Here is an 18914-nt window from a genome sequence, read left to right as displayed (position 1 = left end):
GGGCGGCGATCAGTCGGCGGGGCGGCGAAGCTGGTTGAGCATCGTGAGGCCGTACCGCTGGATCTCGTCGTCGCGGTGCTTGGTGGCCCAGCGCAGCGCGGACGGGCAGTCGATCGCCGCGTACGCCCGGCACCCGGCCTGTTCGGCGTCGGTGAGGGTGCGGCCGTAGCCGTCGAAGAACGCCTCGCGCAGCTCCGGCTGGTGGGCGGTGATCTGGTAGACGATCCGCATCAGGTCGCGACGGACCGCTTCCTCGACCTGGCTGCGCTCGAAGTCGATTAGCCGAACCAACATTCCATCGCCGCTGGTGGTGTCAACGATCCAGTTCCGCGGGCTGAAGTCCCCATGACACACCACCAGCGGCAGGACGGGCGGCGGCACGGCCATCGCCGTGTCCAGCAGCGCCAGGTCCTCGATCCCAAGGCCGACCTCGCGCGCCAGGTTCAGGGCTCGCTCGCGCTCCTGTGGCCATGGCACATCCCGCTCGTCGCCGGGGCTGGCGACATCGGGTAGCGGCTGGTCGTGCAGCTTTCGCAGCAGCTTGCCCGCCTGCCGGTACGCCTCCGGTCGCTGCCGCGCGGTGAGCGGGGTGTGCCGCAGCGCGGTGCCGTCGACCGCCCCGGTGACGACGAGCAGCGCGTCGGCGTCGTGGGCATGGAGAGCGGCGACGCGTCCGGGTGGCAGGGCAGCGGTGGCGTGCTGGTAGGCGTGGACCTCGCGCAGGTAGGACAGCTCCTTGCTGTGCCGCTTGGCGAACCACCGCCCGCCGACCTCGTCGGCGACCTCCCACAGGTAGGGGTCGCCGTGGCGGGTGTGTCCGTGGACAGCGAGCAGCCGGACGTCACCGAGGGCCTTCGTGAGGAGACGGGTGACGTCGCTGGGCAACGTCTGGGCGTGGGTCATGACGGCCAGCCGACGACGGACATGGTCTGCCCGGCGGTGATCCGGGCGAGGGCGAGAGCCGTGTACTCCACGATTGGCTCCGGCAGCTTCTCGATGGGGAACCAGGCCAGCGCGGTGCACTTGGCGGGTTCGCGGTTGGTGACTTCTCCCGTGAAGGTGCGGGGTGCGAAGAACATCTGCATCCGTCCGGCACGGTCGTCGGCGTCGAGGTGGTGCAGGGTGTGGACGAGATCGAGGTCCTCCTCGTGGATTTGGATGCCGAGTTCCTCCTCGGCCTCGCGAGCCATGCCGCGCAGAACGGACTCGCCCTCCTCCAAGTGGCCCGCGGGTAAGTGCCAGTGTCCTTCGGCGAAGGAGGTGCCTGCGCGCTGCCCGAGCAGCACCTGGCCGTCCTCGATCAGGACCAGGTGCACTCCCACAACCAGTGTGTGCGGCATGAGACTTCTCCTCCGGAAACGACGGAAAGCGGATGCGGCCATCGGCCCAGACCGACTCAGGGCATGACGAAACAACGGTCGGACGTGGGTGCGGTCATCGCACGCGAGTGCGCTGGCAGGTGCACCACCGTAAGTGGCCCGCCGGCGCCGCATCGGCGTGTCGCGCCGGATGCCACACGATTCGGTGAACAGCTCCAACCCCCTTTACCAAGGCAGTTGTTGTCGAGCAGCGCGGACACTGTCCCAGAAGGCACTGACGACGGCGCGCGGACCGACCGGCGGTCGCGTTCACGTCGCCTCGAGTGCGGTGATCCGCTCACGTATGCGTCTGGCGTCGTGGCTGCTGCCGAGTCCCTCGTACTTGCGCAGGCTCGCGAGCCGTGCCACCGGCCGCCGCGTCGATGAGGCTCGCGCATTCGGCGTCCTGGCCAAGGAACTCGACGGTGCGGCGCGCTGCCGCCGTGCGCCCCGGTCCGTGGGCCGTCGACGAGTTACCCACCTGGACAGCGGTGGCCTGGGGGGCGTCGAGGTCTCGGCTGCCCCCCAGCTGGATGAGGAAGCGGTGTCGTCCAGTTTCTGCATCACTGGCGCTTGTAGAGAAGAGCTGGAGCCCGGAGGAGGTCGAGCATGAAGCTTTCGGGGATCATCTCGTCGTCTTCAGCCCCGTGGACGGTGATTCGGTAGCCGGGGCCGAGGTGGGTGAGCGGCCCTGACCTGGTCAGCCGGTCTCCAGTGCCTCGGCGCCAAAGATGAAGGGCTCCGCCAGAATGACTATTGATCAGAAACTCAATTGGTTCTCGTCAAGGGTGTAGCGCACGTGCGGACCGTGGAAGTAGCCGCGGACGATGTGAGGCTGGTGCTGGCGGCGGCGGAAGAAGCGTCGCGCTTCGGCCGCGAGCTCGGCCTGGTTGCGGGCCCGGTGGCTCGTGGGCAGGCTGCGCTTGAGGTCGGCGTTGACCAGTTCGTCGGGGTTCAGCTCGGGCGAGTAGGACGGCAGGAAGTGCAGCTCGATCTGGTCGGCGTGGTCGGCCAGCCAGGCGCGGACCTTCTTGCTGCGGTGGGCCGAGTGCCGGTCCACGACGAGGTGGACCTTGCGGTCGAAGTGGCAGGCGAGCCGGCTGAGGAAGCGGCACATGACCTGCGCGTCGAAGGTGCCAGTGAAGACCATGAAGTGCATGCGGCCCTTGGTGCTGATCGCGGACATGGCGTTGACCGAGAACCGGTTCCCGGTCCGGCGCACGATCGGGGTCCGGCCCTTCTCGCCCCAGGTCCGGCCGCTGACCTGGTCAGAACGGATGCCGACCTGGTCGGCGAACAGCACCTCGGCGCCCTCGGCCTTCGCCTTCGCGCGGATCGCCGGCCACGTTTCCTGCAGCCAGGCACGCACCGCCTCGGGATCCTGCTCGACAGCCCGCTTGTCCGGACGCTGGAACGACAGCCCCCAGCGGCGCAGGTACTTGCCCACCCCCGGCTCGGTCAGCCGGACCCGATACAGCTTCGCGATCAGCGCACCCACCTGGGAACGCGTCCACAGCTGACCGACAAGCCCCAGCTCACAGGGCTGGTGGTCGAGCACGGCCTGCCGCACCGCCGCCTGCTCTGCCTCGGACAACACCTGATGCTCCCCGACCCGTCGCCCGCGGGGCCGCCCGATCAGCGCCTCACGACCGCCGGCCAGCCACCTCGCCCACCAGCCGTCCACCGCCTTCAACGAGACCTTGAACACCGCCGCGACGTCCTCGCGATCCCGGCCCTCCACCAACGCGGCCACCGCCCGCAGCCGCAACGCCTCCTGCGCCGACGGCGACAAGTGCCGCGCATCCCCCACCAGTTCACTCACGCGATGTTCAACGATCCAGAACCCCTACCGTTTCGGATCAATAGAAGACAGGTGGCTGAAGAAGCGACCCAACAAGGAGACGGGCAAGCGTGAGCGAACGGACCTGTGGGGGAAGTGCACCCGCTACCGGGTCAAGGGCATACCGGGTGTCCGCGACCGCTCGTTCGACACCGCTGCGGACGCCAAGAGCTGGCTGGCCGACACTCAAACGGACGTCAAGCGAGGCGATTTCGTCGACACGCGAGATGGTCAGATCACTCTGCGTGACTACGTCGAAAAGCACTGGTGGCCGTCCCAGGTGCATCCAGCGCAGACGCTGGAGAGCATGCGCTACCGGATCTGGGGTCAGATCATCCCGCAGCTCGGCGAAACCGCCCTGCGGGACATCGGAGTTCCGGAGCTCCGGAAGTGGTCCGCTGACGTCCAGCGCGAGGTTGGCCAGGGCACGGCGTATCTCGCATGGGTGTACCTGAAGGCGATCATGCAGGCTGCGGTGGAGGACAAGCGCCTGTTCCGCAACCCCTGCAAGGGGAACAGTACGATCAAGCCGCCGAAGAGGCCCGAGAGGAAGGCGCGCTCATGGTCACGAGACCGGGTGGGCGCCGTACGCGAGGGGCTACCCGAGCGATACCGAGTTGCGCTCGATTTGGGCCTCGGTTGCGGTCTCCGGCAAGGGGAGGCGTTCGCGTTCAGTCCGGGTGACGTCTGCGGAGACTCAGTCCATGTCGAGCGCCAGATCTTGCGCTACAAGTCGCAGCTGTACTTCGGCCCGCCGAAGGGCCGCAAGGAGCGTGACGTCCCCCTGACCGCCGGGCTGGCGAAGAAGCTGCTGTCGCACCAGGAGAGGTTCGCGCCGGTGGAGGTCACGCTGCCCTGGCTCGACCCGGAGGAGCCGGACCTGCCGCGAGAGGAGCGCCGCACGGTCACGGTGCCGCTGCTCGTCAGCACGACACGCGGTGGCGCCATCAACCGGACCACCTGGAACACGAAGACCTGGAAGCCGGCACTCGCCGCAGCCGGAGTGATCCCACCGCTGCCCGAGCCGAAGAAAGGCGAGAAGGCGACCCGCGTCTGGGAGCCGAGCCGGGAGCATGGGTTCCATGTCCTGCGCCACAGCTATGCCTCGGTGATGCTCGAAGCGGGTGAGTCGATCGTCTCCCTTGCCACCTGGCTGGGGCATTCGGACCCGGCGTTCACCCTCCGGACCTACACTCACTTCATGCCGGAGGCTGGCGCGCGCGGCCTTGCTGCCATCGAGACGTGGTTCGCTGATCTCGGCTGAAAGTCCCTGAGAAGTCCCTAGCGGACTCTCAGCCCCCTCCCGATCATGCAAAGCCGCAGGTCAGGGCATGATCACCGCCAAAGATAGCGTTTACCCGGCGTACAGGCCTGCTCGTCCGCCCCTGTACCTCGCGCAGCCTTCCGCGACCTCCCGCACCCCCCCGTGAACACGACCGGGCGGTCAGCGGAGGAGGCGGCGTTCCTTCGCGGTGGCGACGGCGCCGGCGCGGGTGTCGACGCCGAGTTTGGCGTAGATGCGGCCGAGGTGGGTCTTGACGGTGGCCTCGCTGATGAAGAGGGCGCGGGCGATCTCGCGGTTGCCCAGGCCCTGGGCGAGCTGGGCGAGGATGTCCTGCTCGCGGTCGGTGAGCTGGGGTACGGGGGCGCGCATCTGGGCCATCACCCGGGAGGCGATCGGCGGCGACAGCGCGGGCCGTCCGAGCGCGGCGGCGTGGATGGCGGCGAACAGTTCCTCGGGCCGCTCGGCCTTGAGCAGGTAGCCGGTGGCGCCGGCGGCGATGGCGCGGGTGATGTCGGCGTCGGTGTCGTACGTGGTCAGGACGAGCACGTGACCGCCGTCGGGGGAGGCGGTGATCCGCCGGGTGGCCTCCACGCCGTCGATGCCCTCGCCGAGCTGGAGGTCCATCAGGACCACGTCCGGGTGGAGCTTGGTGGCGAGCGCGATCGCCTCCTCGCCGCTGCTGGCCTCGCCGACCACCTCGATCCCGGGGGCGCTCGCCAGCAGGGCGAGCAGCCCGGCCCGGACCACGGCGTGGTCGTCGCAGACCAGCAGCCGGACGGGCGCGGGCTCCGGCGCGGGCTCCGGGGCGGGTACGGGTGCGGGTGCCGTCACGGCAGTTCCTCCAGGGGGATCGCGGCGGAGACGACCGTCCCCTCGCCGGGTGCGCTCTCGATGGTCAGGGTGCCGCCCAGCTGCCGCAGCCGGGCCCGCATCGCCGGCAGGCCGTGCCCGCGGCCCGCGCGGGACGGATCCCCGGACAGGTCGGCGGACAGGTCGGTGGACAGGGTCGACGACGGGTCCCCGGACGGGTCCGCTGCCGGGTCGGCGGACGCCTCGCCGGCCGGGAAGCCGCGGCCGTCGTCGGCGACGTCCAGCACCGCCTGGTCGCCCAGGTAGGAGAGGGTGATCGCGGCGGCCGTGGCCCCGGCGTGCTCGCGGACGTTGGCCAGTGCGCCCTGGGCGATCCGCAGCAGCGCGGCCTGGGCGGCGGCCGGCATCGCCACCGGCGTGCCGTCCAGGTGGAAGCGGACGGGCAGCCCGCTCTCGGCCGCCTCGCGGTCGGCGAGCGCCCGCAGCGCGGCGTCCAGCGTGCCGCGTTCGGCGAGGTCCGCCGGGGCGAGGTCGTGGACGAAGCGGCGGGCCTCGGCGAGGTTGCGGGCGGCGATCGCGGTGGCCGTCCGGACGTGGGTCCGGGCCGTCCCGGGATCCTCGGTCCAGGTGCGCTCGGCGGCCTGGAGCAGCATCTGCTGGCTGGACAGCCCCTGCGCGAGGCTGTCGTGGATCTCCACCGCGAGCCGCTCCCGCTCGGCCAGCGCGCCCTCGCGGCGCTCGATGGCGGCCAGTTCGCGCCGGGTGGCGATCAGGTCGTCGATCAGCTCCCGCTGCCGCGCCGACTGCCGCTCCATGTAGAGGAACACCGCGGTGGCCAGGGCGGCGACGGCGGGCGGCAGCAGTGGCAGGGTGGGGTCGAAGCCCTTGGCGAGCTGGATCTCGGCGATCACCACCAGCGCGGTCAGCGCCGTGACCAGGGGGATCGCGGCCCGGGCCGGAAGGGTGCGGAGCACGGTGTAGATCAGCGGGATGGAGCACCAGGCGAAGCTCGGCGCCATCAGGACCAGTACCGTCCAGACGGCCAGCATCGCCGCGAGCCCGAGTGGCCGGCGGCGGGTCGGCAGCAGGACCGGCTGCAGGACGGCGAGGGCCACCGACAGGGCGATCACCCAGGGGGTCAGCGCGCTGTGGAAGTGGTGCGCCAGGTACCGGGTGAGGGAGGCGGCGAGCAGCAGCAGGAAGGCGACCCGCAGGACGACGGAGAGCCAGCCCGCGTCCGGGTCGTCCGCAGGCTGCCCCCACGGCCGTGTCGCCCGCACTGTCCGCCTCCCGCCTCGTCCTGTGTCGTCCGGTGGCCTGTCGTCCGGCGGCCGCCGCGTCGTCCGGCGTCCGGTGTTCCGGTGTTCCGGTCTCCCGGCGTCCGGTGTCGCTGACCTGGGCCTTTCCTTGCATGGTGACCCGCCCGGGGGCCCGGCGCATCAGCCGATCGGTTGACCCCGCCGTCCTCCATCATGCCTGCGCTCTCCGGCCGGAACGCCGACCGTCCGGGGCCGCTCCCGGCCCGAGGATCGAAGCAGAGCAGGAACCGGACGGGCCTCCCCGGCCGAACGGACCGACGACCGAGCAGGAGCAGAAGCATGAAGAAGATGGACACCCGGACCCGCGTGCTGACCGGTGCCGTCGCCGTGATGGCGCTGGGCGCGGGCACCTTCGGTGCCGTCTCCGCCAACGCCGAGGAGACCCCGGCCGCGGCTCCCGCCAAGGCCGTGGACACCGCCAAGAGCAACACCTTCGAGACCAGCCACCTCACCGTCGAGTCGGCCACCAAGGCCGCCCAGGCGGCGCTGGACGCGGCGCAGAAGAACGGCCAGAAGGTCTCCGTCGCGGTCGTCGACCGCAACGGCAACACCGTGGTGACCCTGCGCGGCGACGGCGCCGGCCCGCAGTCGTACGAGTCGGCCGAGCGCAAGGCGTTCACCGCCGTGTCCTGGAACGCGCCGACCTCGGAGCTGAGCAAGCGGCTCGCCCAGGTGCCGAACCTGAAGGACATCCCGGGCACGCTGTTCCTCGGTGGCGGTGCGCCGGTGCAGCTGAAGGGCGCCCCGATCGCGGGCATCGGCGTCGCGGGCGCGCCGAGCGGCGACCTGGACGAGCAGTTCGCGCAGGCGGGTGTGGCCGCGCTCGGCAAGTGACGCCGGACCCGCCCTGAACGGAGTGGGCCGAGCCCGGCCCGTGGAACGGCCCGCCCCCGATCAGTCTGATCGGGGGCGGGCCGTTTCCGCGCGGGCTGGATGCGCGGGGAAGGGCAAGGGGCAGGGGTCACTCCTCGCGGTAGACGCAGAGGGCCCAGATGACGAAGACGTCGAGCGCCAGCACCACCAGCGACCACAGCGCGTGGTAGGGGATGGCGAGGAAGCTTCCCAGCAGGCTCAGCGAGACCAGGAAGATGCCCACCACCCGGGCCCAGGTCTGGCCGGTGATCACGAAGAAACCGGTCACCGCCACCAGCAGCCCCAGGAACAGGTGGATCCAGCCCCAGCTGGTGAGGTCGAACTGGAAGATGTACTTGGGCGTGGTGACGAACACCTCGTCCTCGGAGATGGCCATGATCCCCTGGAACATCTCCAGGATGCCGTTGACCATCATCACCACACCAGCGAACAGCACCATGCCCGTGACCCAGGCGCTGTTGCTCCGCTCGTAGCCGCGGCCGGGGGCCGGCGGGGCGGGCGGTGGGGTCGATGCCGAACTCATGCGTCTCTCCTGACGGCGTGACAGGGTTGTCCCTTCGACCCTCGGCCGCCTCCGGGGGCCGTGCAATCGGGCGACTCCTCCCGGGGGACCATTGGGGTGACGTGCGGGAATCCCGGAGACGGCCGGCCCTGCTCCGGGGGCTCCGGGGCGTCAGGGGGACCGGGCGACCAGGCGCAGGGCGAGGTCCCGGACGGGGGTGAGCCGGGCCCGGTCCCAGCCGTGGTAGACGGCGTTGGTCAGCAGCACGAGGTACCGGCCGGTGGCGGGGGAGAGGTAGAGGCTGGTCCCGGTGTACCCGTGGTGGTACAGGGCCCGGCCGTCCCCGGTGCCGAGCCATGCCAGGCCGCGGTGCAGGCCCGGGCCGGCGGCGGCCTGCGGACGGGCGCTCTCGGCCAGCCAGGCGGCGAGCCAGGCGGCGAGAGGGTCCGGGGGGTCGAGCAGCCGTTCCGCGAAGGCGGCCAGGTCGGCGGCGGTGGAGAAGACCCCCGCGTGGCCGGCCACCCCGCCCAGCAGGGCGGCGCTGGGGTCGTGCGGGATGCCCCAGGTCCGGGGCGCGCCGAGCAGGCGCTGCTCGGTGGGGGCGAGCTGCGGGGACCGCGGCAGCGGGCCGTACGCGGTGGCGGTGAGGCCGAGGTCGCGCCAGAGGTCGTCGGCGAGGCGGTCGAGCGGGGCACCGAGGACGGTCGGCAGGAGGAGTCCCAGCAGGATGAATCCCCGGTCCACGTAGCGGTGTTCGGTACCCGGGGTGCTCACCAGGGGTTCGGCGCAGAGGTGGTGGGCGAGGGGCCGGCCTGAGTGGTGGTACTGGGCGAGGTTGGTCTCGGGGAGCAGGCCGGAGGTGTGGGCCATGAGCTGTCTGACCGTCAGGTCGGCGCCGGGCGGCGGGAGTTCGGCGTCGATCGTGCGGATCGGGGCGTCCAGGTCGAGGCGGGCGGCGTGGCGGGCCTGGCCGACCAGGGGCCAGGTGGCGAGGACCTTGGTGAGGGAGGCGAGGTCGTAGCGGGTGTGCCGGTCGGGGGCGTGGGGGCCGCACTCGGCACCGAGGGTCCCGTGGGTGAGGACGACCAGGGCGGTACCCGGCCGGCCGAGGACGGCGACGGCGCCGGGGACGTTGCCGTGGGAGACGGCGGCGGCGAGGGCCGGACGGAGCTCGGCCGCCGCCCGCTCGGGCCACGTGTCGTCACGGTGCATGGCGCCTCCTCGGCCGCTGGTCCCGTGCGGCAGTTTCCCCCCGGGGGCGGCCGGTCAAGCAGACAGGCCGGTCAAGCCGGGGACGACGGCGGGAGGGCGCTCAGGCGTGGGCGAGGGACTGCAGGGCGGTGAGGGCGCGGGTGGCGTCGTCGGCGTGGACGAAGAGGTGGTCGTGGTGGTACCCGGCCACCACGTTGCAGCTGATGCCCTCCTCGGCGAGGCGGCCGGAGACGGCGGCGGTCAGCCCGACGGCCTCCAGCGCGGAGTGGATCCGCAGGGTGATCCAGGCGGCCACGTACGCGTACGTCAGGCCGAGTGCGTCGGCCTCGTCCTGGGCCACCACGGCGGTCACCCCCTCGGCCTCGGCGACCGTCACCACCGGGCGCAGGCCGGCCGGGACCCTGCCGGGAAAGGTGCAGTAGACGTACCGGCCGGGGTTGAGCTCCGGGTTCATTCCGCCGAGCAGCTTCTGGAGATCGCGTTCGCCTGCCATGCGGCCACCGTAGTGCGTGCGGCCCGGCCGCCGCCGTACGACGCGCCACCCCGGGTTCCGGTGGGGAGGGCGCGGGCGGCGGCCGGAACCGCGGGGTTCACTCGCGGGCGAGCAGGTCGAGGTGATCCTCGCTCCAGAGGTCCTCGTCGCCGTCCGGCAGCAGGAGCACCCGGTCGGGGCGCAACGCGGTGACGGCGCCGGGGTCGTGAGTGACCATCACGATCGCGCCCGGGTACGCGCCGACCGCCGCCAGGACCTCGCCGCGGGAGGCGGGGTCGAGGTTGTTGGTGGGCTCGTCCAGGAGCAGCACGTTGGCGCCGGAGTGGACCAGGCCGGCCAGGGCGAGCCGGGTCCGCTCGCCGCCGGAGAGCACCGCGGCGGGCTTGTCGGCGTCGTCCCCGCCGAACAGGAAGGCGCCGAGCACGTGGCGGGCCTCGCCGTCGGTGAGTCCGGGTGCGGCGGCGGCCAGGTTCTGCCGGACGGTGAGGGCCGGGTCGAGGGTGTCGTGCTCCTGGGCGAAGTAGCCCAGCCGCAGGCCGTGGCCGTGCACCACCCGGCCGGAGTCGGGCTGTTCGCGGCCGGCCAGGGTGCGCAGCAGGGTGGTCTTGCCGGCGCCGTTGGGGCCGAGCACCACGAGCCGGCTGCCGCGGTCGACGGCGAGGTCCACGCCGCGCAGCACCGGGGTGCCGCCGTACGCCTTGGCGAGGCTGATCGCGCCGAGCGGGGTGCGGCCGCAGGGGGCGGGTTCGGGCAGCCGGATCCGGGCGGTCCGCTCGGTGGGGCGGGCGGGTTCCAGGTCGGCGAGCAGGCGGTCGGCGCGGCGGACCATGTTCCGGGCGGCGGTGGCGGTGGCCACGTGGCTGCGCATCCGGTCGGCCTGGGTGCGCAGGGCGGCGGCCTTGCGTTCGGCGTTGGCGCGCTCCCGGGAGCGCCGGCGCTCGTCGGCGTCGCGCTGGGCGAGGTAGGCGCGCCAGCCGGTGTTGTGGATGTCGAGGGCGGCGCGCGGCGGGTCGAGGTGGAAGACCCGGTTGACGGTGTCGGCGACCAGGTCGAGGTCGTGGCTGATCAGCACCAGCCCGCCGCGGTACGCGCCGAGGAAGCCGCGCAGCCAGGCCGTGGAGTCGGCGTCCAGGTGGTTGGTGGGCTCGTCGAGCAGCAGGGTGGCGTGGTCGGCGAAGAGCACCCGGGCCAGTTCGACCCGGCGCTTCTGGCCGCCGGAGAGGGTGCCGACCGGCCGGTCGAGGGTGTCGGTGGGGAGGCCGAGTCCGGCCGCGACCCGGGCGGCCTCGGCCTCGGCCGGGTATCCGCCGCGGGCGGTGAAGGCGGCCTCGGCGGTGGTGTACCGGGTCATGGCGCGGCGTTCGGCGCGGGCGTCGGTGGCGGTGGCCATGGCCCGTTCGGCGGCGCGGAGTTCGGCCAGGGCACGGTCCAGGCCGCGGGCGGACAGGATCCGCTCGGCGACGCCGACCGCGGGGTCGGCGGCGCGGGAGTCCTGCGGGAGGTGGCCGACCGGGCCGGTGGCGGTGACGGTGCCGGCGGCGGGCGGGAGTTCGCCGGCCAGGGCGCGCAGCAGGGTGGTCTTGCCGGCGCCGTTGCGGCCGACCAGTCCGATCCGGTCGCCGGGGGAGACGTGGAAGGAGATGTCGGACAGCAGCGGGCGGGCGCCGACGCGCAGGTCGACACCGCGGACGGTGATCACGGGATGACGCTCCGGAATAGCGGATGGACACACGGGTGACGTGGAGGCGGTGTCCGTGGCTAGGAGATCCGGGGGGTCGACATGACGGCCACGGTAGCCGGGGGCGGGTGGGGCCGCAGGTGATTTTCGTTGACGAGCGACAGTCACCGATATATCGTCGAGCTATCGAGATGCTTCTCCGATAGAGCATCGACGACAACGGGAGGAGGTGCGCGATGCGCACCGGAAAGATGTTCCGAGACGAGGGCCGGCGGCGCCGGCCGCAGTTCGACGGTCCGGGTTGCCCGCCCGGCGAGGAGTTCGAGGGGCGGTTCGCGTTCGGGCCGTTCGGGGCCCCGGGGCGGCCGGCCGGCGGGCCCTTCGGCCACGGGTTCGGCGGCCACCCGCACGGCCGGGGCGGCCACGGCGGCCGGGGTCGCGGCGGTGGCCGGCGTGGCGGCCGGGCGCGCCGCGGGGACGTCCGCGCCTCGCTGCTGGCGCTGCTGCGGGAGCGCCCGATGCACGGCTACGAGATGATCACCGAGATCGGCGAGCGGACGGGCGGCGCCTGGCGGCCCAGCCCCGGATCGGTCTACCCGACCCTCCAGCTGCTGGAGGAGGAGGGCCTGATCCGGTCCCAGGAGTCGTCCGGCAAGCGGTTGTTCGAGCTGACCGACGCCGGGCGCGCCGAGGCCGAGGCCGGGGCGGAGTCGCCCTGGGAGGAGGCCGGCCGCGGGGTCGACTGGGGGGCGGTCCAGGAGGTGGGCGCCGCGCTGGGCGCGGTGGACCACGCCGTCCGCCAGGTCATGATGACCGGCACCGAGGAGCAGCGGGCCAAGGGCCTCGCGGTGCTCTCCGAGGCCAAGCGCAAGCTCTACCTGATCCTCGCCGAGGAGGGCTGAGCCCCGGGGCTCACTCCCCGGCGGAGGCCGACCAGCGGCGGGCGCGGCTGTCGCCCTCCGGGTCGTACTCGTAGCGCCAGCGCCAGCGGCCCTTGGCGCCGTACTCCTTGGCGCGCCGGTAGACCAGCACGCTCTCCGGGTTCCCGCCGTGCGCGGGCACCGGGACGCGGTACACCTTCGGCACGTTGTGGAACGGGCTGAGCAGGATGGGCAGCACCTTGCCGTCCAGGGGCCCGCCGACGAATTCGGTGTCCGTGCTCTTCACGGCACCCAGCCTACGGGTGGCCGGGGAGTGACCTGCGCACGTGTGGGTCCGGGAGGGGCGGTGTGGAGCCGGTGTGATCAGCGCCGCTCCGCCCCCGGTCCACCGGACCCCGCCGGCACCCTTATCCTGCTCTGTACGCCCCCGGGGTTTCGCCCGGGTCCGCGGGCCCCGTACGGGCCGGGCCGGGCGCGCGCACTGGCGTGTCCGCCCCGCCGAGCCGCAGCTCTCGAACTCCGTCACGTGACCGCGGGCGTTGGCCGTCCGGCGACCCCGGCTCCGGCCCACGGCGGAACGTGTCACGCGGTGCCCCGTCCGGGAAACAACGGACGGCTTCCGGGTGTTGCGTGGTTTGTTGCGTCGGTCGCTGTGCCGGCCGCCGTGCCATACCGGGCACGGCTGTCCACAGCAGGTGCGGAAGGGGCCCGATGGAAGCCAGCGGCAGGTGGACGGACTGGTGGCGGCGTGACCGGCGGCAGGAGCGCCCGGCCACGGGTGGGGAGGCGGCCGTCAGGCTGGATCAGCTGCTGGGCGCGGTGCGCGCGGGCTTCCCGGTGGCGCCGGCGGCGCACCCGGCGGGGTACCGGTGTTCCTGCGACCGCGTCGGCTGTCCGGCCCCCGCACAGCACCCGCTCTCCTTCGCCTGGCAGTCCCAGGCGACCTGTGACCCGGAGCAGCTGGCCCGTTGGCTGGCCCGCGACCCGAGAGCCAACTTCATCACCGCCACCGGGCGCGCCCACGACGTGCTGGACGTCCCGGCCGAGGCCGGGCGGCTGGCGCTGGAGCGCCTGGACGAGCGCGGGGTCGGCGGCCCGGTCGCGGCCGTCGGCGAGGACCGCTACCTCTTCTTCACCGCCACCCGCGGCACCCCCGCCGACGAGGACGAGTGGTGGACCAGCGCCCTGGACTCCACGCCGGACACCATGTCCGAGCACCCCGGGCTGCGCTGGCACTGCCGCGGCTCGTACACCCTGCTGCCGCCGGCGGCGCTGGCGGACGGGTCCGAGGTGCGGTGGCTGCGCGGGCCGGAGCAGCCGCTGCCGGATCCGCTGCGGGTGCTGGACGTGCTGACGGACGCGTGCACCGAGGTGGGGGCGGTCGCCGAGGAGCAGTGGCTCATCGGCTGAACAGCGCGACCGGAAGGGGCGCGTGGGGCCGGGAGGACCCCACGCGCCCCTTCGGGTAAGACCGGCCGGTCTAAGCCCTAAGGGAGCGTCAGGATCTCGGCGCCGTCGGCGGTGACGGCGAGGGTGTGCTCGAACTGGGCGGTGCGCTTGCGGTCCTTGGTGACCACCGTCCAGCCGTCCTGCCAGATGTCGTAGTCGTGGGTGCCCAGGGTGAGCATCGGCTCGATGGTGAAGGTCATCCCCGGCTTGATCACCTCGACGGCCCGCTCGCTGTCGTAGTGCGGGATGATCAGGCCGGAGTGGAACGAGGTGTTGATCCCGTGCCCGGTGAAGTCCCGGACGACGCCGTAGCCGAACCGCTTGGCGTAGGACTCGATCACCCGGCCGATGATGTTGACCTGGCGGCCGGGCTTGACCGCCTTGATCGCCCGGTTGAGCGCCTCCCGGGTCCGCTCGACCAGCAGCTTGGACTCCTCGTCCACGTTGCCGCACAGGTAGGTGGCGTTGAGGTCGCCGTGCACCCCGTGGATGTACGCGGTGGCGTCGATGTTGACGATGTCACCGTCCTGGAGGACGGTCGAGTCCGGGATGCCGTGGCAGATCACCTCGTTGACGGAGGTGCAGATGGACTTGGGGAAGCCGCGGTAGCCGAGGTCCGAGGGGTAGGCCCCGTGGTCGCACATGTACGCGTGGGCGACGGCGTCCAGCTCGTCGGTGGTCACGCCGGGCTCGATGAGCTTGGCGGCCTCCTCCATGGCGCGGGCGGCGATCCGGCCGGCGATCCGCATCTTCTCGATGGTCTCCGCGGTCTGCACCTCCGGGCCGGTGTACGGCGTCGGCGCGGGCTTGCCGACGTACTCCGGGCGCGCGATGTGCGCGGGGACCTTGCGGGTGGGGGACACGATGCCGGGTACCAGAGCCATGTCGCGAGTCTATCGGCCGGGCACCCGGCCCCGGCCGTGTGTACGAGGCGGCCGCCGGGAATGATCCGTTCGGAAGCAGGAGAGTGACGGGAGCAGGCACCATGCCGCTGGGATTCGGCCGCAACAAGCCCACCGGGAAGCCGGGGGAGTGGTTCTACTGCCTGAAGCACGACAAGGTCGAGGAGGGGCCCGAGTGCCCGGCCAAGGACCGGCTCGGGCCGTACGCCTCGCGCGAGGAGGCCGCGCAGGCGCTCGCCCTCGCCGAGGAGCGCAACCGCGAGTGGCGGGAGGATCCGCGCTGGCGCGACGACGAGCCGCCGGCCCCCTGAGCCGCCGGACGCCCCGCCCCGGTCAGCCGACCGGGGCGGTGTCGCGTTCGGCCGCGGCCCGCTCGGCGGCCTCCCGTACGGCCCGCGCGTGCGGGTCGGTGCGGCTGTCGTAGCCGATCAGGCTGGGCAGCGCGGCGGCGAGCGCGAGGACACCGGCCAGGCAGGCCAGGCCGCCGATCCAGACCGAGCCGCGGGCGCCGACCAGCCCGGCCATGCCGCCCGCCCGCACCTGGCCGAGCTGCGGCCCGACCGAGTAGCTGAGCAGCTCCACCCCGGCCATCCGGCCGCGCACCCCGTCCGGAATGGACTGGTTCCACAGGGTGGAGCGGGCGATGCCGCTGATCTGGTCCGCGCCACCGGCCAGGGCCAGGCAGACCAGCACCAGCCAGACGTTCGCGGTCAGGCCCGCCAGGGTCATCGCGGCACCCCAGCCGAGCGCGGCCAGCAGCAGCATCCGGCCCTGCCGGTGCACCCGGGAGGTCCAGCCGCTGGTGGCGGAGACCGCCAGCGCGCCGACCGCCGAGGCGGCGTACAGCAGGCCGAGCGCCCAGCCGGCGTCCAACTCGGCGGCCAGGAACGGGAAGACGGCGACCGGGAAGGCGAACAGCATGGCCACGGTGTCCACCGCGTAGGTGCCCAGCAGGTCCTTGCGGCTCCAGGCGTACCGGATGCCGGTGCCGATCGCCCGCAGCGAGGGCCGCTCGGCCCCGGTGGACGGCGGGACGGCCCGCATCCGGGCGAGCAGCAGCAGCGACAGGGCGAAGGTGGCGACGTCCAGCAGGTACGCGGTCCGAACCCCCGCGTACGCCGCGATGACACCGGCGAGGGCCGGGCCGGCCACCGAACCCACGTTGCGGTACAGCGAGTTGAGCGCAAAGGCGGAGGCGAGCTGGTCGTGCGCGACGATCCGCGGAGTGAGCGAGTCCAGCGCCGGGCGCTGCAGCCCGTCCACCGCGGCGACCAGGGCGCCGACCAGGTAGATCGGCCACAGCATCGGGTGCGGCAGCAGCGCGTTCAGCAGCAGCAGCGCGCTCAGCACCCCGAGCGCGGCCTCGGAGCAGAGCACCACCTTCCGGCGGTCCAGGGCGTCGGCCAGGGCGCCGCCCCACAGCCCGAACAGCACCAGCGGCACCAGCTCGAACGCGCCGACCAGGCCCACCGCGACCGAGGAGCCGGTGAGCTCCTTGATCTGCAGCGGCACCGCGACGTAGGTCAGGAAGGAGCCGAAGGAGGTGACGCAGCCGGAGCTCCAGAGCAACCGGAAGTCACGGGAGGCACGCCAGGGGGTGAGGTCGGGTCGGAGCCCGCGCAGCAGCGCGCGCAGCCGCCCGGATTGTTCAGGTTCGGTCACGAACGGCCATGCTCCGCCCGCCGGACGGCCGGGGGCAACCGAATTACCAGCGCTGGACCGGGGCGCCGGCCAGCCGGTGCAGGAGGCGGCCGAGCCGGGAACGGCCGCCCGGCGTCTCCCCGGCCGCCGCGCTGACCAGGTGCTGGACCAGGTCGAAGGGCTCCTCCCCGGCCTCGGGCACGCTGAGCCGCTCGTGCGCCAGCGCGGCCAGCTCCCGCTCCCCGGTGTCCAGGGCGAGCACGGTGGCCCCCCGCCGGCGGGCGTCCTGCACCCCGTCCAGCAGCGGCTCGTCCGCCTCCTGTCGGGCCACCACCAGGACGGTGGCGCCGCGCCGGGCCCCGGCCAGCCGCGGCAGGCCGTGCGAGAGGTGGGCGGGGGAGTCGGGCCGGACGTCGTGCCGGACCAGGACCGGCGCGAGCGCCGGCAGGCCGGCCCAGGCGGCCTCGTCGTCCAGGTGGGCGGCCAGGTGCCAGGGCTCGTAGCTCCGGGTGCCGACCAGCAGCAGGTCGGAGGCCGTGCGCCGGGTGACCGCGTGCCGCAGCGTACCGGCGAAGGCCCGGGTCGACTCCAGCCAGCCGGTGCCCGCCAGGGACTCCCGAAGTGCCGAAACTCTCACCGCGTCCATGGCCGACAGAATGGAGCGGGCGCCGGGGCTTTGGCAGGATCTTCCGCATGACGCAACCCGAATCAGTGAATGCCGCCCCCGCCCGCGACGCCGCCGCGCTGCCCGACGTGTCGCACCTCGTGGTCGGCGTCCTCGGCGGCACCGGCGACCAGGGCCGCGGCCTGGCGTTCCGGCTGGCCAAGGCGGGCCAGCAGGTGATCATCGGCTCCCGGACGGCGGAACGCGCCCAGGCGGCCGCCGACGAACTCGGCCTCGGGGTGCGCGGCGCCGACAACGCCACCGCCGCGCGGGAGAGCGACATCGTGATCGTCGCGGTGCCCTGGGAGGGCCACGCCGCCACCCTGGCCGAGCTGCGCACCGAACTGGCCGGCAAGATCGTGGTGGACTGCGTCAACCCGCTGGGCTTCGACAAGCAGGGCGCGTACGCGCTGCGGGTCGAGGAGGGCAGCGCCGCCCAGCAGGCCGCCGCCCTGCTGCCGGACTCCCGGGTCACCGCCGCCTTCCACCACCTGTCCGCGGTGCTGCTGCAGGACGCCTCCGTCGACCGGATCGACATCGACGTGCTGGTGCTCGGCGAGGACCGCGAGGCCACCGGCATCGTCCAGGCGCTGGCCGACCGCATCCCCGGCATGCGCGGGATCTTCGCCGGCCGGCTGCGCAACGCCCACCAAGTGGAGGCCCTGGTCGCCAACCTGATCTCGGTGAACCGCCGCTACAAGGCCCACGCGGGCCTGCGGATCACCGACGTCTGACCGCCGTACCCCGCCGACCGGGCCCCGCGGACGGGGGCGCCGGGTCCGGTCGGCCACAATGGACCGTGCACGCACCCGCAGCTAGGAGCCCCCGCATGCCCCGCACCGCCCTGTACGCCTCGATCGTCCTCGTGCTGGCCGTGACCGCCGCCGTGGTCTCCTTCGTCGAGGGCAACTGGCTCGGCGTGGTCTGGGTGCTGATGGCCGGCGTCTCCAGCAACATCGCCTGGTTCCACATCCGCAAGGACCGGATCGAGCGGGCCGCCCGCGGCGCCGGGGAGTAGCCCGGGGGAGCAGCGGCCCTGCCCGGTCAGCCCTGCCGGAACCGGAACAGCCGGTCAGCCCTGCCAGAACCGGAACAGCTCGTGCCCGATCGCGGCGTAGCCCGGGTCCACCCCGAACACGCCCATCAGCGCGTCCACCACGTCGAAGAACCAGGCGTTCACCTGCGGCTGCCACAGCAGCGCGAAGACCGCCAGCATGCCGTACGGCGCGAACGGCTCCACCGAGCGCCGGGCCTTCGGCGACAGCCAGGGCTCGACCACCCCGTAGCCGTCCAGGCCGGGCACCGGCAGCAGGTTCAGCACGGCCGCGCTCAGCTGCAGCATGCCGAGGAAGCCCAGCGCCGCCGACAGCGGCGAGATCGGCCACTCGTACCCGTTCCAGCTGACGTGCAGCGACGGGTCGTCCAGCCAGCCCGCGCCGATCGGGACCAGGCACACCGCGGCCAGCGCCACGTTCACCAGCGGGCCGGCGGCCGAGATCAGACTGTGCTTCAGCCGGCCCTGGATCCGGTGCCGCTCGATGAACACCGCGCCGCCCGGCAGGCCGATGCCGCCCAGGATCACGAACACCACCGGCAGCACGAAGCTCAGCACGGCGTGCGCGTACGCGAACGGGTTCAGCGTCAGGTACCCCTTGGCGCCCACCGTGATGTCGCCGCCGTGCAGCGCCGTCCGGGCGTGCGCGTACTCGTGCAGGCAGAGCGAGACCATCCAGCCCGCCACCACGAACAGGAACACCCCGAAACGGGCGCTGCCGAAGCCGGTGGCCACCGCCCAGCCCGAGGTGACGAGGGTGGCGAGCAGCACCCAGAACACCGGGCTGATCCGGTTCTCCCGGCTGCGGCGCTGGGCGGTGGCGAAGGTCATGGCGGTACGGCTCCGGGGCTGGCGGGCAGGGGCAGGGCGTCGATCATGCCCGGCCGGGAGCGGCACGGACAACAGGTCCCCGGAGAACGTACGGCACCGCGGCCGTGTTCCGGCGCACCCGG

At 73.0% G+C, this 18914-nt stretch carries 21 protein-coding genes; 7 read left to right on the top strand and 14 right to left on the bottom strand.

Annotation, left to right across the window (positions count from 1 at the left end; all coding sequences use genetic code 11):
* Positions 1-9: 9 nt before the first annotated feature.
* The 3 genes from ABWK59_RS10780 to ABWK59_RS10770 all read right to left on the bottom strand — a co-directional run bounded on the left by ABWK59_RS10780 (position 10) and on the right by ABWK59_RS10770 (position 3066).
* Positions 10-903: an aminoglycoside phosphotransferase family protein gene (locus ABWK59_RS10780; RefSeq protein ID WP_354639988.1), complete on the bottom strand. Its 894-nt coding sequence runs from the start codon at positions 901-903 to the stop codon at positions 10-12.
* Entirely contained in the window at positions 900-1340 is a 441-nt protein-coding gene (locus ABWK59_RS10775) for an NUDIX hydrolase (protein WP_354639986.1), read from the bottom strand. Before ABWK59_RS10775 ends, ABWK59_RS10780 begins: the two co-directional genes overlap by 4 nt.
* 778 nt (positions 1341-2118) lie before the next feature.
* Positions 2119-3066: an IS630 family transposase gene (locus ABWK59_RS10770; protein WP_420492762.1), complete on the bottom strand. Its 948-nt coding sequence runs from the start codon at positions 3064-3066 to the stop codon at positions 2119-2121.
* On the opposite strand from ABWK59_RS10770, the gene ABWK59_RS10765 reads away from it, so the two are divergent.
* Entirely contained in the window at positions 3059-4462 is a 1404-nt protein-coding gene (locus tag ABWK59_RS10765; protein WP_354639984.1) for a tyrosine-type recombinase/integrase, read from the top strand. The two genes, ABWK59_RS10770 and ABWK59_RS10765, sit on opposite strands and share 8 nt — an antisense overlap.
* 180 nt (positions 4463-4642) lie before the next feature.
* Here the strand turns inward: ABWK59_RS10765 and ABWK59_RS10760 are convergent, their stop codons facing one another.
* Both ABWK59_RS10760 and ABWK59_RS10755 read right to left on the bottom strand, forming a co-directional pair.
* Entirely contained in the window at positions 4643-5314 is a 672-nt protein-coding gene (locus ABWK59_RS10760; protein WP_354639982.1) for a response regulator transcription factor, read from the bottom strand.
* Positions 5311-6573, bottom strand: a complete 1263-nt coding sequence (locus ABWK59_RS10755) for a sensor histidine kinase (protein WP_354639980.1) — start codon at positions 6571-6573, stop codon at positions 5311-5313. The genes ABWK59_RS10760 and ABWK59_RS10755 overlap by 4 nt, the downstream gene beginning before the upstream one ends.
* Positions 6574-6891: 318 nt before the next feature.
* Between ABWK59_RS10755 and ABWK59_RS10750 the strand changes: the two genes are divergently transcribed.
* Positions 6892-7446, top strand: a complete 555-nt coding sequence (locus ABWK59_RS10750; protein ID WP_354639978.1) for a GlcG/HbpS family heme-binding protein — start codon at positions 6892-6894, stop codon at positions 7444-7446.
* A 127-nt stretch (positions 7447-7573) separates the two neighbouring features.
* Here the strand turns inward: ABWK59_RS10750 and ABWK59_RS10745 are convergent, their stop codons facing one another.
* From ABWK59_RS10745 to ABWK59_RS10730, 4 genes are all read right to left on the bottom strand, one after another.
* Positions 7574-8008, bottom strand: coding sequence for a DUF7144 family membrane protein (locus ABWK59_RS10745; RefSeq protein WP_354639977.1), 435 nt, complete (start codon positions 8006-8008; stop codon positions 7574-7576).
* Positions 8009-8158: 150 nt separating this feature from the next.
* Entirely contained in the window at positions 8159-9199 is a 1041-nt protein-coding gene (locus ABWK59_RS10740) for a serine hydrolase domain-containing protein (protein ID WP_354639975.1), read from the bottom strand.
* Between the two features lie 100 nt (positions 9200-9299).
* On the bottom strand, positions 9300-9692 hold the full coding sequence (locus ABWK59_RS10735; RefSeq protein ID WP_354639973.1) for an ACT domain-containing protein: 393 nt from the start codon (positions 9690-9692) through the stop codon (positions 9300-9302).
* A gap of 97 nt (positions 9693-9789) precedes the next feature.
* Entirely contained in the window at positions 9790-11391 is a 1602-nt protein-coding gene (locus ABWK59_RS10730) for an ABC-F family ATP-binding cassette domain-containing protein (protein ID WP_354639971.1), read from the bottom strand.
* Positions 11392-11606: 215 nt separating this feature from the next.
* Here ABWK59_RS10730 and ABWK59_RS10725 point away from each other — a divergent pair, with 215 nt between their 5' ends.
* Positions 11607-12272 (top strand): PadR family transcriptional regulator, encoded by a 666-nt coding sequence (locus ABWK59_RS10725; RefSeq protein ID WP_354639969.1) that lies wholly within the window; start codon positions 11607-11609, stop codon positions 12270-12272.
* A gap of 10 nt (positions 12273-12282) precedes the next feature.
* Here ABWK59_RS10725 and ABWK59_RS10720 read toward each other — a convergent pair whose 3' ends face one another.
* Complete coding sequence (locus ABWK59_RS10720; protein WP_354639967.1) at positions 12283-12537, bottom strand: hypothetical protein; 255 nt, start codon at positions 12535-12537, stop codon at positions 12283-12285.
* Between the two features lie 425 nt (positions 12538-12962).
* On the opposite strand from ABWK59_RS10720, the gene ABWK59_RS10715 reads away from it, so the two are divergent.
* Positions 12963-13661, top strand: coding sequence for a bifunctional DNA primase/polymerase (locus tag ABWK59_RS10715; protein ID WP_354639965.1), 699 nt, complete (start codon positions 12963-12965; stop codon positions 13659-13661).
* Positions 13662-13738: 77 nt separating this feature from the next.
* Here the strand turns inward: ABWK59_RS10715 and map are convergent, their stop codons facing one another.
* Entirely contained in the window at positions 13739-14584 is an 846-nt protein-coding gene (gene map / locus ABWK59_RS10710; protein ID WP_354639963.1) for a type I methionyl aminopeptidase, read from the bottom strand.
* A 101-nt stretch (positions 14585-14685) separates the two neighbouring features.
* Here map and ABWK59_RS10705 point away from each other — a divergent pair, with 101 nt between their 5' ends.
* Positions 14686-14913 carry a hypothetical protein gene (locus tag ABWK59_RS10705; protein ID WP_354639962.1) on the top strand — a complete coding sequence of 76 codons (228 nt, stop codon included), beginning with the start codon at positions 14686-14688 and terminating at the stop codon, positions 14911-14913.
* 22 nt (positions 14914-14935) lie between these two features.
* Here ABWK59_RS10705 and ABWK59_RS10700 read toward each other — a convergent pair whose 3' ends face one another.
* Together ABWK59_RS10700 and ABWK59_RS10695 are read right to left on the bottom strand one after the other, a co-directional pair.
* Positions 14936-16264 carry an MFS transporter gene (locus ABWK59_RS10700; RefSeq protein WP_354639961.1) on the bottom strand — a complete coding sequence of 443 codons (1329 nt, stop codon included), beginning with the start codon at positions 16262-16264 and terminating at the stop codon, positions 14936-14938.
* A gap of 43 nt (positions 16265-16307) precedes the next feature.
* Complete coding sequence (locus tag ABWK59_RS10695; protein ID WP_354639959.1) at positions 16308-16889, bottom strand: hypothetical protein; 582 nt, start codon at positions 16887-16889, stop codon at positions 16308-16310.
* 47 nt (positions 16890-16936) lie between these two features.
* Between ABWK59_RS10695 and npdG the strand changes: the two genes are divergently transcribed.
* Both npdG and ABWK59_RS10685 read left to right on the top strand, forming a co-directional pair.
* On the top strand, positions 16937-17641 hold the full coding sequence (gene npdG, locus ABWK59_RS10690; RefSeq protein WP_354639957.1) for an NADPH-dependent F420 reductase: 705 nt from the start codon (positions 16937-16939) through the stop codon (positions 17639-17641).
* Between the two features lie 95 nt (positions 17642-17736).
* Entirely contained in the window at positions 17737-17925 is a 189-nt protein-coding gene (locus ABWK59_RS10685; protein WP_354639955.1) for a hypothetical protein, read from the top strand.
* Between the two features lie 54 nt (positions 17926-17979).
* On the opposite strand, the gene ABWK59_RS10680 is transcribed toward ABWK59_RS10685, so the two are convergent.
* On the bottom strand, positions 17980-18792 hold the full coding sequence (locus ABWK59_RS10680) for a site-2 protease family protein (protein ID WP_354639953.1): 813 nt from the start codon (positions 18790-18792) through the stop codon (positions 17980-17982).
* Positions 18793-18914: the final 122 nt, after the last annotated feature.

The organism is Kitasatospora sp. HUAS MG31, from assembly GCF_040571325.1.
GTDB classification, from domain to species: Bacteria; Actinomycetota; Actinomycetes; order Streptomycetales; family Streptomycetaceae; genus Kitasatospora; species Kitasatospora camelliae.
Note: the sequence above shows the minus strand (reverse complement) of the source record. Positions and strands in the feature narration are given on the sequence as shown.

Coding starts and splice junctions, on each gene's coding strand:
- ABWK59_RS10705 (WP_354639962.1), top strand. CDS start 14,686: ATGCCGCTGGGATTCGGCCGCAACAAGCCCACCGGGAAGCCGGGGGAG.
- ABWK59_RS10775 (WP_354639986.1), bottom strand. CDS start 1,340: ATGCCGCACACACTGGTTGTGGGAGTGCACCTGGTCCTGATCGAGGAC.
- ABWK59_RS10740 (WP_354639975.1), bottom strand. CDS start 9,199: ATGCACCGTGACGACACGTGGCCCGAGCGGGCGGCGGCCGAGCTCCGT.
- ABWK59_RS10745 (WP_354639977.1), bottom strand. CDS start 8,008: ATGAGTTCGGCATCGACCCCACCGCCCGCCCCGCCGGCCCCCGGCCGC.
- ABWK59_RS10735 (WP_354639973.1), bottom strand. CDS start 9,692: ATGGCAGGCGAACGCGATCTCCAGAAGCTGCTCGGCGGAATGAACCCG.
- ABWK59_RS10715 (WP_354639965.1), top strand. CDS start 12,963: ATGGAAGCCAGCGGCAGGTGGACGGACTGGTGGCGGCGTGACCGGCGG.
- npdG (WP_354639957.1), top strand. CDS start 16,937: ATGACGCAACCCGAATCAGTGAATGCCGCCCCCGCCCGCGACGCCGCC.
- ABWK59_RS10725 (WP_354639969.1), top strand. CDS start 11,607: ATGCGCACCGGAAAGATGTTCCGAGACGAGGGCCGGCGGCGCCGGCCG.
- ABWK59_RS10695 (WP_354639959.1), bottom strand. CDS start 16,889: ATGGACGCGGTGAGAGTTTCGGCACTTCGGGAGTCCCTGGCGGGCACC.
- map (WP_354639963.1), bottom strand. CDS start 14,584: ATGGCTCTGGTACCCGGCATCGTGTCCCCCACCCGCAAGGTCCCCGCG.
- ABWK59_RS10780 (WP_354639988.1), bottom strand. CDS start 903: ATGACCCACGCCCAGACGTTGCCCAGCGACGTCACCCGTCTCCTCACG.
- ABWK59_RS10750 (WP_354639978.1), top strand. CDS start 6,892: ATGAAGAAGATGGACACCCGGACCCGCGTGCTGACCGGTGCCGTCGCC.
- ABWK59_RS10685 (WP_354639955.1), top strand. CDS start 17,737: ATGCCCCGCACCGCCCTGTACGCCTCGATCGTCCTCGTGCTGGCCGTG.
- ABWK59_RS10680 (WP_354639953.1), bottom strand. CDS start 18,792: ATGACCTTCGCCACCGCCCAGCGCCGCAGCCGGGAGAACCGGATCAGC.